General features: G+C 70.2%; 12 protein-coding genes. 5 read left to right on the top strand and 7 right to left on the bottom strand.

Annotated elements, in window-relative coordinates; all coding sequences use genetic code 11:
- Positions 1–32: 32 nt before the first annotated feature.
- Positions 33–1,571 (bottom strand): ABC transporter substrate-binding protein, encoded by a 1,539-nt coding sequence (locus ACFVR6_RS01120; RefSeq protein WP_386958000.1) that lies wholly within the window; start codon positions 1,569–1,571, stop codon positions 33–35.
- A 201-nt stretch (positions 1,572–1,772) separates the two neighbouring features.
- Here ACFVR6_RS01120 and ACFVR6_RS01115 point away from each other — a divergent pair, with 201 nt between their 5' ends.
- On the top strand, positions 1,773–2,822 hold the full coding sequence (locus ACFVR6_RS01115; protein WP_386957998.1) for an amidohydrolase family protein: 1,050 nt from the start codon (positions 1,773–1,775) through the stop codon (positions 2,820–2,822).
- A gap of 5 nt (positions 2,823–2,827) precedes the next feature.
- Positions 2,828–4,135, top strand: coding sequence for a DUF3500 domain-containing protein (locus ACFVR6_RS01110; protein WP_386957997.1), 1,308 nt, complete (start codon positions 2,828–2,830; stop codon positions 4,133–4,135).
- 7 nt (positions 4,136–4,142) lie between these two features.
- On the opposite strand, the gene ACFVR6_RS01105 is transcribed toward ACFVR6_RS01110, so the two are convergent.
- Positions 4,143–5,051 (bottom strand): LysR family transcriptional regulator, encoded by a 909-nt coding sequence (locus ACFVR6_RS01105; RefSeq protein WP_386957995.1) that lies wholly within the window; start codon positions 5,049–5,051, stop codon positions 4,143–4,145.
- A 141-nt stretch (positions 5,052–5,192) separates the two neighbouring features.
- Between ACFVR6_RS01105 and hpaD the strand changes: the two genes are divergently transcribed.
- Both hpaD and ACFVR6_RS01095 read left to right on the top strand, forming a co-directional pair.
- The gene (gene hpaD, locus ACFVR6_RS01100; protein ID WP_386957993.1) at positions 5,193–6,188 is read left to right on the top strand and encodes a 3,4-dihydroxyphenylacetate 2,3-dioxygenase; all 996 of its coding nucleotides are present in this window, start codon (positions 5,193–5,195) and stop codon (positions 6,186–6,188) included.
- Positions 6,188–6,907 (top strand): RraA family protein, encoded by a 720-nt coding sequence (locus ACFVR6_RS01095; RefSeq protein WP_386957992.1) that lies wholly within the window; start codon positions 6,188–6,190, stop codon positions 6,905–6,907. The genes hpaD and ACFVR6_RS01095 overlap by 1 nt, the downstream gene beginning before the upstream one ends.
- A gap of 165 nt (positions 6,908–7,072) precedes the next feature.
- On the opposite strand, the gene ACFVR6_RS01090 is transcribed toward ACFVR6_RS01095, so the two are convergent.
- The 5 genes from ACFVR6_RS01090 to ACFVR6_RS01070 are packed head-to-tail and all read right to left on the bottom strand — an operon-like array spanning position 7,073 to position 12,374.
- Positions 7,073–7,921, bottom strand: coding sequence for an ABC transporter ATP-binding protein (locus ACFVR6_RS01090; protein ID WP_386957990.1), 849 nt, complete (start codon positions 7,919–7,921; stop codon positions 7,073–7,075).
- Entirely contained in the window at positions 7,918–8,742 is an 825-nt protein-coding gene (locus ACFVR6_RS01085) for an ABC transporter ATP-binding protein (protein WP_386957988.1), read from the bottom strand. Before ACFVR6_RS01085 ends, ACFVR6_RS01090 begins: the two co-directional genes overlap by 4 nt.
- Positions 8,739–9,728: an ABC transporter permease gene (locus ACFVR6_RS01080; RefSeq protein WP_386957986.1), complete on the bottom strand. Its 990-nt coding sequence runs from the start codon at positions 9,726–9,728 to the stop codon at positions 8,739–8,741. Before ACFVR6_RS01080 ends, ACFVR6_RS01085 begins: the two co-directional genes overlap by 4 nt.
- Positions 9,725–10,789, bottom strand: coding sequence for an ABC transporter permease (locus ACFVR6_RS01075; protein ID WP_386957984.1), 1,065 nt, complete (start codon positions 10,787–10,789; stop codon positions 9,725–9,727). The genes ACFVR6_RS01080 and ACFVR6_RS01075 overlap by 4 nt, the downstream gene beginning before the upstream one ends.
- A gap of 1 nt (position 10,790) precedes the next feature.
- Entirely contained in the window at positions 10,791–12,374 is a 1,584-nt protein-coding gene (locus ACFVR6_RS01070; RefSeq protein ID WP_386957982.1) for an ABC transporter substrate-binding protein, read from the bottom strand.
- Positions 12,375–12,498: 124 nt separating this feature from the next.
- On the opposite strand from ACFVR6_RS01070, the gene ACFVR6_RS01065 reads away from it, so the two are divergent.
- Positions 12,499–13,080, top strand: a complete 582-nt coding sequence (locus ACFVR6_RS01065) for an Lrp/AsnC family transcriptional regulator (RefSeq protein WP_386957980.1) — start codon at positions 12,499–12,501, stop codon at positions 13,078–13,080.
- Positions 13,081–13,086: the final 6 nt, after the last annotated feature.

The following is a 13,086-nucleotide window of genomic DNA, read 5'->3' as shown; positions in this document are numbered from 1 at the left end:
CGTCTCGCCCCGGCGGGTGGGGGGTGGGGGGGTCAGGATGCGGGGGTCAGTTCGCGGTAGTTGACCGATTTGGGTTCCCACGGCTCGACCGGGGCGGCGACCCCGGTGACCGTGTCGGTGTTCCACGCGAGCAGCTCCGGCGCCCGGTAGTGGGCGCACGTCAGCGCCTCGTCGGAGATGATCTTGGTCACCTCGGCCCACAGCGCTGCGGCATCCTCGGAGTCTCCGGCGGCGATGGCGGCCGACGCGGCCGCGGCCAGCTGCTCGCTCTCGATCCCCGACGGGTTGCCGGGGGCGTCGGCGGCGAACCAGGCGCGGTACCACTCGAACGCGGTCTGCTCCTCGTTGCTGGAAAGCCCGAGAGGGTAGCGGCCCGAGTTCCAGGTGCTGTTGTACTCCGGCGGGGGCAGCTCGGTGACGGCGATCTTCACGCCGGGCAGCGCAGATGCCACCTGCTCCGTGTAGATGGAGATCTGCCGGCCGTTGTAGGGGGCGGCGACCATCTCGACCTCGACAGCAGGGCTACCCGCCGCGGCGTGCAGTTCTGCGGCGAGCGCGGTGTCGGTCGGGAAGCCGAGGATGTCGGCGTTGTATCCGACCTCGCCCTCGGCGAAGTGCTGCGTGGCGCCGTCGCCCTCGCCGGTGATCTCGGCCATCTGGGTCACGTCGATGGCGGAGCAGATCGCCTGGCGCAGATCGGTGGACTCGAACGCGCCGCCGGCACCCCGGTCGAAGAAGAACAGGTTGTTGCGGATGGCGGGGTACTCCACCGTCTCCACCGAGGTGTTCTCGAAGCGGGGGAAGACCTCGAACTCGGTGTCGGTGACATCGATCTCGCCGGCGACGAGGGCGGCCGCCTGGGCTTCGGGCTCGGAGATGGCGTACAGCTCGACCGCCGAGAACCCGGGCTGTTCGCCCCAGTAGTCGGCGAAGTTCGAGAAGACCATGCGGGTGCCGATCACCGAGGCATCCTCGTCGTACGCCCAGGGCGAGGTGCCCACGGGCGACTGCGCGATCGAGCCGTCGGCGATGGCGGCCGGGCTGCCGATCGGCAGCACGCGGGACGTGAGCGTGGTCGGCAGCGACGGGGTGGGACCGGTGAGGTTGAGTCGCACCGTGTAGTCATCGACGACGTCCACCGACTCCACCGCCTGCAGCGGTCCGGAATACGCGGTGCTGCCGTCGCGGACCAGCTCGACGTTGACCTTGACCGCCTCCGCGTCGAACGGCTCGCCGTCCTGGAAGGTGACGTCGTCGCGCAGCGTGAGGGTGAGGGACTCTTCGGTCAGCTCCCACCCGGTGGCGAGCCACGGCTGGATGGAGCCGTCGGCGCCGCGCGCCAGCAGCGTCTCGTACGGGATGCGCAGCGGCCCGCCTTCCATCTCCTGTCCGGGAGACCAGTTCTCGGGGAACTGCCCGAAGTTCACACGCAGCGTGCTGCTCGCCGTCGTGCTGGTGTTCGAGCTGTCCGCGGTGTCTCCGCCGGCGCTGCAGCCGGTCAGGAGCAGTCCGGTGAGGGCGATGGGCACTGTGGCGCCGACCAGCCAGCCACTTCTCTTCTTGCGTTGCACGCTTGCCTCCTTGCATCGTGACGCGAACGTTCGGCGACAGTGCCGACGGTTCCGGGTGAACTGCACGCTATCCGCGTTCGGGTCGGATGGGATGGCGTGCAGCTGCAACATAACTATGCAGGATCGTAAACATCGAGGACTGCCGCGTTCCCTATCGTGAAGGTGACTCATCACCCGTGCGTTCAAAGAGGAAGCCATCACATGACGGTCGTCGACATCAACATCCACCACCTGCCCGAAGACCTCTTCACGAACGAGAAGATCCTGAACGGATTCCTCGACAGCGCTCCGCGCGGCTTCGGAGAGATCGCCCGTGTCGACACCACCCCCGACGGCAAGAAGCAGCTGATCCTCGAGAAGCCCCGGGGTTTCCAGAACCTCAACTACATCGACGGCGACTACTCGGCCGAGGCGAAGCTCGCCGCGATGGACGACGCCGGTGTCGACTACGGCATCATGCGCGTGCCGGTGTGGCAGGAGTGGCTGAGCCTGGAGACCTGTCGCGCCGTCAACGACAACGCGCACGACATCGTTCAGCGTTCGGATGGGCGGTTGTTCTCGACGGCCTGCGTGCCGCCGTGGGGCGGCAAGGAGAACATCTACGAGCTCGAGCGGTGCGCGGGCGAACTGGGGGTCGTGGGCGTGCAGGTCGCCTGCCACTACGGCCAGCTCTACCTCGACGACGAGGTCTTCGAGCCCTACCTCGCCGTGCTCGACAAGCTCGGGCTGCCCGTCATCGTGCACCACACCCCGCTGCCGGTGGAGTGGAAGTCGGTCATCGACTACACCAACCTGCGCCGCGAGTACGGGCGCATCATGGACCAGGGCATCGCCGTGGGCCGCGAGCTGTTCAGTGGGATGTTCGACAAGTTCCCGAACCTCCGCTTCATCCACACGATGATGGGGGGCAACTGGTTCGCCAACGCCGATCTGCTCACGCCGCACGCCACGACCAAGCAGGAGTCGCTCAACCGCCTCGATCCGACCGGCGGCGAGAAGATCAAGAGCTACCTCGACAACAACATCTTCTACGACATGACCCACCCGCACTCGTGGGGCAAGACGCAGGTGGAGGCGGCGCTGAAGATCAGCGGCGCCGACCACTATCTGTTCGGCTCGTCGTTTCCGGTGTTCCGCAGCTGGATGAGCCAGGGTGTCGACTTCATCAAGAACGACCTGGACATCTCCGATGCCGACCGCGAGGCGATCCTCTCGGGTAACGCCAAGCGCCTGTTCAACCTGCCGATCTGACGGCCATGAGCCACGAGCCACCCAACGACCTCGACGAGTTCTTCTCCACGGCCCGCACGCGCGGTCGCGAGGAAGCCATCCTGTTGTCCGGGCAGTCGTTCCGGGACTTCCTCTACGACCTCGACGACGACGCCGTGGCACCGTGGCGGGGCCTGGACTACGAGCAGTTCACCGCGGCACGTCAGGACAACCCCTTCCTCCAGGAGCTGCTGCGCACCTGGAACGACCTGTACGCCGAACCGTTCCGCGGCATCACAGCGGACGGCGCGGCGCGCGAGGGCCTGTACCGGCTCCCCGACGACGGTGCCGCCGATCCTGAGCTCGTCGCGGCCGGGCAGGCCCTGCTCGCCGCGCTGTCGGACGAGGAACGCCGACGGTTGCAGTACCCCCTCGACGCCCATGAGTGGCGTGCCTGGAGCAACCCGGAGTTCGTCTTCCACCGGGTGGGCCTGCGGCTCGAGGACCTCGAAGAGGACAAGGCGCAGGCGGTGTTCGCGCTGCTGCGGGCCTCGCTCAGCGCCGAGGGCTACGAGCGGGTGAGGGAGGCGATGGGACTCAACGGCTTCCTCGGTGAGCTCGTGGGCCTGCCCCAGGTCATGAACGACCGCAGTTACTGGGTGGCCCTCTACGGCGATCCCGCCGCCGGCGAGCCCTGGGGCTGGCAGCTGTTCGGGCATCACGTCGCACTGAACTTCGTCACCGTGGGTGGCCGCGACGTCATCGCCCCCGCGTTCATCGGTGCCGAGCCGGCACTGGCCGACGGGGAACGCCCTCCGCTGTTCGACGAGCGTGAGCGCATGGCCATCGCGCTCGCCTCCTCACTCACTGCCGAGCAGCGGTCGAAGGCCGTGGTCTACGAGTCGGTCCTCGACTCCGCGATGCCTGCCGACCGCGTGCATCCCGCTGATGAGCGCCATGTCGCGGGCGCCTTCCACGACAACCGGGTCGTGCCATACGAGGGGATCCGCGCGGTCGAGCTGGACGGGCGGCAACGCACCCTCCTGCGATCGATCGTGGCCGACTTCCTGTTGCTGCTGCGCACGCCGCACCGCGATGCCGCGCTCGACGATATCGACGCCCACCTCGACGACACCTGGTTCTCCTGGTACGGCGCCACCGACGGCTCGCAGCCCATCTACTTCCGCATCCACAGCCCGGTGATCCTCGCAGAACTCGACAACCACGCCGGTGTGTGGCTCACCAACCGCCTTCCGGCGCGCTTCCACGTGCACACGACGCTGCGCCTTCCTTATGGCAACGACTACGCCCGTGCGTACATCGCGCAGTGGCGGAAGCGGCGCGGCGGGGCCTGACCCCGGCTCAGTCCACCGCGGCCGCGAGGTCGAGCAGACGGCGCACGGCCGGCTCCTCGGCACCGTCGGCGCGCGTGAGCAGCAGCGCGCGCAGGGTCGGGCCCTCGGGGGCGAGCGCGGCCACCGAGATCGGGAAGCGCGCGAGGCTCCGCCGATCAGGATCGGGCAGCAGGGCACAGGCGAGGCCCGCCTCGATGAGCGGGATGCTCGTCTGGATCGTCTCCACCGTGCGGATCTCCGCGGGGGTCACCTCGTGCAGGGCGAAGGCGTGATCGACGGCCTCGGGCAGACTCGGGACCCCGGCGGTCCGCCGCGGCACCAGCACGGTGCGGCCGTGGAACACGCTCCACGGCACCGCCTCCCGCGGTGGCAGATCGCTTCCGGCGGCGAAGACCGCGACGAGTGGGATCTCACCCCAGTCGGTGATCGACAGTGCGCCGCCGTGACGCTCGATGAAGCGATCCGGTCGGAACACGTTGACGGCGGCGACGTCGACCGCGCGCTGCTGCAGCAGCTCGATCGCGGTCCAGGGCGGCGGGTCGGTGAGCCGGATCGCGACGTCCGGAGCCTCGTGGGCGTATCGCCGCAGAAGGTCGGGGATGCGCTGCCACATCAGAACCGGGACGGCAGCGATGGCGAGTGATCCCGCTGTGCCCGCGCCGAAGCGGCGCATCGCGGCGGTGATGTCGTCGAGCTCCCCGAACAGGCGGGTCGAGGCGTCCAGCAGGTAGCGCCCGGCGCTCGTGGCCTCCACGCCCCGCGCGCTGCGGCGGAGCAGCTCCACACCGACCTCGGCCTCGAGCTTGCGGATCGCCACGCTCAGCGCCGGCTGCGACAGGTGCAGCTGCGCCGCGGCGGCGGTGAGCGACCCCGTCTCGACGACGACCGTGAAGTACTGGAGGCGCCTCAGATCCATGCACAGAGGTTACTGGTATCCATCGGTCATACATTGAATCTATGGATGCCATGGATCATCGGTAGTTCCCACGGAAGCCCGCCGCCCCCAGGCTGAAGGCGACCACCGCGGTGACCGCGGTCCCGACACGAGGAGTCGACGATGCTGCCGATCACCAATTCCCACCCGCCGTTCGCGATCACGCGAGCCAGCCACGTCGCCCTCACGGTGACCGATCTCGAACGCAGCCGCGACTTCTATCGCGACGTCATCGGCCTGGTCGTGACCGCGGAGACCGAGGACGCGGTGTACCTGCGCGGACTCGAGGAGTCGGCGCACCACAGCCTCGTGCTGGAGCGGGGCGATGAGGCGCTGGCCGTGCACGTCGGGCTGCGCGTGCGCACCGACGCCGACATCGTCGCCGCCGAGAGGCACTTCGCCGCCGCCGGCATCGAGCACCGCCGTGTCGAGAGGCCGCATCAGGGGCCCACGCTGCAGTTCCGCGACGCGGTCGGCACGCACATCGAGCTGACCTCGTCGATGGAGCAGGTGCCGCGCAAGATGCAGGAGTTCCACGAGTTCACCGCCGGCGCTCCGCAGCGACTGGACCACTTCCAGGTGGTCTCGTACGACGTGCAGGCCGCGACCGACTTCTGGACGGGCCTGGGTATGCGCATGTCGGAATACACCGCGACGGACGGCACCGACGAGCTGTGGGGCACGTGGATGGAGGTGAAGGGCAACACGCACGACCTGGTGTTCACCAACGGCCGCGGGCCGCGACTGCACCACTTCGCGTACACGGTGCCCGATGCCACCGCGCTGCTGCACGCCGCGGATGTCGCCGGCTCCCTCGGCTTCGGTGAGGAGATCGACCGGGGGCCTGGCCGCCACGGCATCTCCAACGCCCTCTTCCTGTACCTGCGCGACCCCGATCAGCACCGCATCGAGCTGTTCACGACGCACTACCAGTTCATCGACCTCGAGGAGCAGCCCATCCGCTGGGACGTGAGCAACCCGAAGCGCGCTCAGCTGTGGGGCATGCCGGCATCGCGGCGCTGGTTCTTCGAAGCGAGCGAGTTCCCCGGGGAGGCGGTGCACGAGCCGACGCTGACCGCGAGCCCGATGACGCTCGAGCAGTACCTCGGCGTGCACTGATGATGACCGACACCGGGCGCCTGGGCGCCGCTCTCGAAGCGAAGCTGCGCGCGACGCCGACGGCGGCACTCTCCGCCCAGCTGCGCCGCCGGGGCATCGACAACTCGTCGATCGACGGCGTGCATGCGCTGCTGCCGGGGACGGTGCTGGTGGGAACGGCGAAGACCATCCGCTACCTGCCGCTGCGCGAAGACCTGTTCGCGCAGGTCGGCGGCGGCCAGAACGCACAGAAGCGCGCGTTCGACGCGGTGCTGCCGGGCGAGGTGATCGTGATCGAGGCGCGCGGGGTGACGGATGCCGCGACCCTCGGCGACATCCTCTCCTTCCGCGCCCTCGCCCGCGGCGCGGCGGGGATCGTGACCGACGGCGGGGTGCGCGACCACGATGCCGTCGCCGCGATCGGGCTGCCTGTGTTCGCGGCATCCGCCCACCCGGCCGTTCTCGGCCGCCGGCACGTGCCGTGGGACGCGGATCTCACGATCGGCTGCGGCGGAACGACGGTGCAGCCGGGCGACGTGATCGCGGGCGACGGGGATGGCGTGATCGTGATCCCGCGGGCGATGGCCGAGGACGTGGTGGACGCGGCGCTCGCGCAGGAGGCCGAGGACCAGTGGATCGCGGCGCGGGTTCGGGACGGGCACCCTCTCGCGGGACTGTTCCCGCTCGACGCCGACTGGCGGGCCCGCTTCGAGGCCGATACCGCCGCCGCGGGCGCCTGACGCCGCAACCTCGGAGAACGCCGGTATTTCGGAGCCGGGATGCCGGTGGCATCCGAAGTACTGCAGATCCCCGAAGTTGTGGCGACGGGGGCGCCGCGACGGCGGGCGCCGCGACGGCGGGCGGGCGGTGGCGACGGCGGGCGCCGCGACGCGCCCGCCCCGCGCTCAGGCGGCGCGGTCGAGCGCCGCGGGGATGTGCTCCGACCAGGCGGTGGGGGATTCCGCGGCCGGCGCCGCCGGCAGAGTGCCGGTGCCGTCGGGGTGCGGGATCGCCGCGAGCAGGTCGCGCGTGTACGGGTGCACCGGGTCGGCCCACACCAGCGGCGTCGGACCCGACTCCACGATGCGGCCGCGGTACATCACGGCCACGCGGTCGGCCATGAGCCGCACCACCGACAGGTCGTGCGAGATGAACAGCATCCCGGCGCCCGAATCGAGACAGAGGGTGCGCATCATGCCGGCGACGGATGCCTGTGCCGACGCGTCCAGCGCCGAGATCGGCTCGTCGGCGACGATGAGGTCGGGGCGTGCGGCCAGCGCCCGGGCGATCGCGACGCGCTGACGCTGACCGCCGGAGAGCTGGTGGGGGTAGCGCCGGGCGAAGGATGCCGCGAGGCCCACCGCCTCGAGCCACTCCTCCGGGCGGGCGGAGGCGACCCCGCGGCTGCGCGCCGCGCGGGCGCCGTCGGAGATCTGCTGCGCCACCCGCACGCGGGGGTTCAGCGACGAGTTCGGGTCCTGGAACACCATCTGCATGGCGGTGAACTCCGCCGGCCGGGTGCGGAGCCCCAGCGCAGGCACCCCTCCCCCGCGGTACGACACGACCCCGGAGTGGGGCTTCTCCATGCCGATGACGGCGCGCGCCGTCGATGACTTGCCGCAGCCGCTCTCGCCCACCAGCGCCAGCACCTCGCCGGGCGCGATGCGCAGTGAGACGCCGTCGACGGCACGCAGTGCCGCGCGACCGCCGTACTCCACGACGAGGTCCTCGACCTCGAGGATCGGTGCGGTCATCGGTGGTCCTCCCCCGCGATGGTGGTGTCGATGAGCGGCTCCTGCGCGTCGGGCATGGCCGCCAGCAGCTCCCGCGTGTACTCGTGGGCGGGCGCGGTGAACACCTGCGCGCGCGTGCCCGATTCCACGATGCGCCCGTGACGCATGACGGCGACGTCGTCGGCTACGGCGCTCATGACGCCGAGGTCGTGGGTGACCAGCAGCACGGCGAGGTCCCGCTCGATGGCGAGATCACGCAGCAGATGCAGCATGCCCGCCTGCACGGTGACGTCCAGCGCCGTGGTCGGCTCGTCGGCCAGCAGCACCTCGGGGTCGCAGGCCAGGGCGATCGCGATCGCGACGCGCTGACGCTGCCCTCCCGAGAACTGGTGCGGGAACTTCTTCAGCGCCGCCTCGGGGTGCGGCACGCGTACGCGGTCCAGCAGCTCCGCGGCGCGCGTGCGGGCCAGGTTGCGCGAGAGCCCGAGGTGGGCGCGCATGACGTCGGTCAGCTGGGCGCCGACGGTGAGCTGCGGATGCAGGCTGGCGGAGGGATCCTGGAAGACCATGCCGATGCGGCGGCCGCGCACGGTGCGGTAGCGACGCGTGGACATGCCGATGAGCTCCTCGTCGCCGAGCCGGATCGACCCGGTCGCGGTGCCGCCGGCGGGGAGCAGGCCGAGCACCGCCATCGCCGTCATGCTCTTGCCCGAGCCGGATTCACCGGCGAGGCCTTGCACGGCGCCCCGGCGCAGTGCCAGGTCGATGCCGCGCACGACCTCGCTGCGGGCGCCACGGGGGCCGAGCTCCACGCGCAGGTCGCTGATGGTCAGGGCGTTCATCGCACCGCCTCCTCGGGGAGTCCCGCGGCGGGGGCGGATGCCACCGGAGCGGATGCCGCAGCGGCGCCGCCCGGCGCGGCATCCGTTGCCGCAGCGGCGACGGCGACGGCGTTCTCGGCCGGGCGCTCGGCGGCGGCCAGCGGGTCGAGCGCGTCGCGCAGCGAATCGCCGATGAAGTTGAACGCCATGACGACGGTGAGGATCGCAAGTCCGGGGAAGACCCCGAGCCACCACGCGTCGATGTGCTGCATCGCGGCGGAGATCATCGCGCCCCACTCCGGGGTGGGCGGCTGTGCACCCAGGCCCAGGAACGACAGCCCCGACAGCAGCAGGATCGCCGTGCCGATGTCGAGGGCGGCGAGCACGAGCACGGGTCCGCCGACGTTGGGGAGGATGTCCACGCGCAGCGAGCGGAAGGGCGAGTAGCCGAGCAGCCGTCCCGCGATGACGTAGTTCTGGTGGCGCAGGCTCAGCACGAGCGACCGCGTGATGCGGGCGTACTGCGGCCACGCGACGATGATGCCCGCGATCACTGCGTTCATGATCGAGGGACCGAGGGCGGCGGCGATGACCATCGCGAGGATGACGGTGGGGAACGCCATCACCATGTCGGTGATGCGCATGAGCACCTCGTCGACCCACCCGCCGAGGTAGCCTGCGACCGCACCGACGACGGTGCCGATGAGCATCGCGCACACCACGAGCATGAGCGCGAGCGGAATGGTGGTCTGCGCGCCTGCCAGCAGACGGGAGAAGACGTCGCGCCCGTTGGCATCCGTCCCCATGATCGCCTCGGCGTTGGGCGCCTGCAGGCGCGGCATCTCCTGCGCGAGCGGGTCGTGGGGGGTGATCCAGGGCGCGAGGAGCGCCACGAGGAGCCACCCGGCAGCGATGACGAGTCCGACGACGGCGAGCGGCGTGCGCCACGCGGCGGGGATGCGCCGACGCCGGCGGGGCGCGACGCGGGCGGGAAGCAGCAGGTTCATGAGAGCCTCACCCGGGGGTCCAGCGCGCCGTACAGGATGTCGATCACGAGGTTGATGACGAGGTAGATGACGCCGATGACGAGTCCCACGCCGGTGACGGCGAGGAGGTCGAGGTTCTTGGCGGCGTTGTAGGCGTAGGTGCCCAGGCCCGGCCACGCGAAGACCGCCTCCACCAGCACGGTGCCCGACAGCAGGGTGCCGAACGCGATGCCGACCATCGTGAGGATCGGCAGCGCCGCGCCGCGCAGCACGTAGCCGAACACGACGCGCGGGCCGCTGAGACCCTTGGCGCGGGCGGCACGGGCGTAGTCGGCGTCGAGCACCTCGAGCACCGACGTGCGGATGAAGCGGGTCAGCAGCGCGATCGTGAACAGGCTCAGCACGAGCACCGGCAGCGCGAGGTGCCCGATCGCATCGAAGAAGCCCACGGAGTCGCCGTTGAGCAGGAAGTCGATCGTGTAGAAGCCGGTCACCTGCGGCGGCGGCGTCATGGTCGGCGACAGCCGCCCCGACCCCCGCACCCAGCCGAGTTCGAGGAAGAAGAAGTTGTAGGCGAGGATCGCCATCCAGAACGTGGGGATGCTCAGGCCCACCAGCGACACGACGCGCACGACCTGGTCGGTCGCCTTGCCGCGACGGTAGGCGGCGAGGGTGCCGAGGACGACGGCCACCGCCAGGCTCAGGATGATCGCGAAGAACGCGACCTCCCCCGTGGCGGGCACGGCCTTGGCGAGGTCGGCCGCGACGGGGCGGCCCGTCGTGATGGAGGTGCCCAGATCGCCCTGCGCGAGGTTGCCGAGGTACAGCGCGAACCGCTCGGGCACCGACTTGTCGAGCCCGTACTTCTCCTCGTATGCCGCGACCGTGGCCGGGTTGGAGGAGGCACCTTCGCCGAGAGCGGCGCGCACGGGATCGCCGGGCACCATGACGGTGAGCAGGAACGTCACGAGCACGACGCCCAGGAGCAGGATGACGGAGGTGCCCGCCCGCCGCACCAGGAACCCGGCCAGCGGATGCCGGCGGGGCCCGATGCGACGGACGGGCGTGGTGGATGCGGTCACGTCACTGCGCGGGGGCGAGCACGGTGAGATCCAGCGTCCACGTCGGGTTGTACGACAGGCCCGTGACCGAGTCGGCACTGGCGATGTTGTTGCCCGGGACGATCAGCGGGACGAACGGGCCCGACTCCTGCATGGCGGCGGAGTAGGCGCTGAAGGCCGCCGTGCGCTCTTCGACGGAGGTGGCGTTGCGTGCGGCGGCGACGAGCTCGGCGATCTCGGCGGATGCCGCGGACTCCCAGCCGGCGCGCAGGCCGACCTTCTCGCCGGGGCCGAAGGGCAGGAACGACGACGAGTCGGCGTAGTCCGGGCCCCAGTACCACATCGAGAATCCCTCGGTGCCGTTGACGTACGGGTCGATCTCGGTCGCGAACGGAGCGGGGGCGAGCTCGACGTTGATGCCGGCGGCCTTCAGCTGGTCCTGCACGCGCTCGGCGACGGGCGTGAACTCCACCCCGCCCACCGGGTTGTCGTTGGGGAACTGCAGCTTGACCGTCTCACCGGCGTAGCCCGAGGCGGCCAGGGCCGCGGCGACGCGGTCGAGATCCTGCTCGGCACCCTCGGTCTGGGCGCCGGCGAACATCGGCGGGATCACGCCGGTCGCCTGCGCAGCGCCGACGCCGGCGAGCTCGAGGATCTTGTCGTAGTCGAGGGCGAAGCGCACGGCCTCGGCGAACTCCGGGCTGGCCGTGGCGGGCGAGACCTCGGGGTTCTGGTTGATCAGCAGGAAGATCGTCTCCGCCGACGGCACCGAGTCGACGGTGAAGCCGTCGCCGAGGCCATCGACCTGGTCGCCGTTGAGGTCGACCGCGATGTGCGAGTCGCCGCCCTTGAGGTTGATGAGCTGCGTGGCGCTCTCGGTGACGTTGCGCACGACGATCTTGTCGTACGCCGCCGGCGACGGGCCGTTGTACTCGGGGTTCTCCACGAGCACGACCTGGCTGGCGATGTCCATCGAGTCGAGCACGTAGGGGCCGGTGCCGGCGGAGGCGCCGTCGAGGAACGCCTGCGCCTGGTCGTCGGTGCCGGTGGTGCCGCCGTTGGCCTCGACCTCGTCGGCGTTGAGGATCGACAGCGACGGGTTGGTCACGATCGCCGGCAGCTGCAGCGAGGGCTTCTCCGTCTTGAGCACGACCGTCGCGTCGTCGACCTTCTCGACGGTGATGCCGGACATCAGGAAGTTGGCCTTGGAGTCGGTCATGCCTGCGACGCGCTCGAGCGAGAACACGACGTCGTCGGCGGTGACGGCGGAGCCGTCGGAGAAGACGCGGTCGGCGTCGAGGGTGAAGGTGAACTCGGTGGCATCCTCGTTCTGCTCCATCGTCGCCAGCGCGGGCTGCGGCGTGGTGTCGTCGCCCTCGAGGGTGAGCAGCGTCTCGTAGACGGCGTGCAGCACCATGTTGCCGGTGGGGACGTAGTTGCGGCCGGGGTCGCCCGTCTCGAGCGAGAACGCGGTGTCGACGACGAGCGTGCCGGCGTCGCCGCCGTCGGAGGCGTTGGAGGCCGAGTTGCCGCCGGAGCAGCCGGCGAGGGCGAGGGCAGCCACGGCGACGAGCGCGGCGGCGGCGCGGGTGTGGGGTCGGGTCACGACGGATCCTCCTACAGGGATGCTGGACATCTCGCGGGTGCAAAGGGGGTTTTGGGGCACTATATCCGACATCTACAGGGCCTATCGTGTGATCCGTTGACCCGACTTGATGTCCGGGTGCAAAATGTCCAACATGACCGAATCGCGCATGCACTCGGCTGGACGATCAGCCGTCCAGATCGACGAAATCGGATACGACATCCTCCGTGCGCTGCGAGATGACGGTCGTGTTTCGATTGCGGCACTCGCCTCCCGGGTGGGAATCTCGCGAGCCAGCGCCTACACGCGCGTCGAAGCCCTCACCCGTGCCGGCGTGATCACCGGCTACGCCGCACGCGTGGATCCGGCCAAGGCGGGCCTCGGGGTCTGCGCCCTCGTCTTCTGCTCGGTGCACCCGCAGAACTGGGAGGAGTTCTTCGCGGCGGTGCGCGCGCTGCCCGAGGTGGAGTCGGCGAAGATCACCACCGGCGAGCACGACATCATGCTGCTCGTGCGCAGCATCGACGTCGAGGGCATCCACACCCTGGTCGTCGGCGGCATCGCCTCGCTCCCGCAGGTCGCGAAGGTCGAGACGGTGCTCGTGCTCAACGAGGTGTTCCAGCGCCCCTACGTGCTGCCCACCGACATCCCGGGCCGTGAGGCGGTGCTGCCCGAACAGGGGCTGATGAGCTTCGTCGCGACGAGTTCGGATCGCCCCACAGGGTGAGCGCGG

Source organism: Microbacterium sp. NPDC058021, assembly GCF_042885955.1.
GTDB lineage: Bacteria > Actinomycetota > Actinomycetes > Actinomycetales > Microbacteriaceae > Microbacterium.
Note: the sequence above shows the minus strand (reverse complement) of the source record. Positions and strands in the feature narration are given on the sequence as shown.

Bases quoted from the DNA above. Each gene is read 5' to 3' on its own strand.
- ACFVR6_RS01095 (WP_386957992.1), top strand. From the start codon at position 6,188: ATGATGACCGACACCGGGCGCCTGGGCGCCGCTCTCGAAGCGAAGCTG.
- hpaD (WP_386957993.1), top strand. From the start codon at position 5,193: ATGCTGCCGATCACCAATTCCCACCCGCCGTTCGCGATCACGCGAGCC.
- ACFVR6_RS01085 (WP_386957988.1), bottom strand. From the start codon at position 8,742: ATGAACGCCCTGACCATCAGCGACCTGCGCGTGGAGCTCGGCCCCCGT.
- ACFVR6_RS01065 (WP_386957980.1), top strand. From the start codon at position 12,499: ATGTCCAACATGACCGAATCGCGCATGCACTCGGCTGGACGATCAGCC.
- ACFVR6_RS01080 (WP_386957986.1), bottom strand. From the start codon at position 9,728: ATGAACCTGCTGCTTCCCGCCCGCGTCGCGCCCCGCCGGCGTCGGCGC.
- ACFVR6_RS01105 (WP_386957995.1), bottom strand. From the start codon at position 5,051: ATGGATCTGAGGCGCCTCCAGTACTTCACGGTCGTCGTCGAGACGGGG.
- ACFVR6_RS01110 (WP_386957997.1), top strand. From the start codon at position 2,828: ATGAGCCACGAGCCACCCAACGACCTCGACGAGTTCTTCTCCACGGCC.
- ACFVR6_RS01090 (WP_386957990.1), bottom strand. From the start codon at position 7,921: ATGACCGCACCGATCCTCGAGGTCGAGGACCTCGTCGTGGAGTACGGC.
- ACFVR6_RS01115 (WP_386957998.1), top strand. From the start codon at position 1,773: ATGACGGTCGTCGACATCAACATCCACCACCTGCCCGAAGACCTCTTC.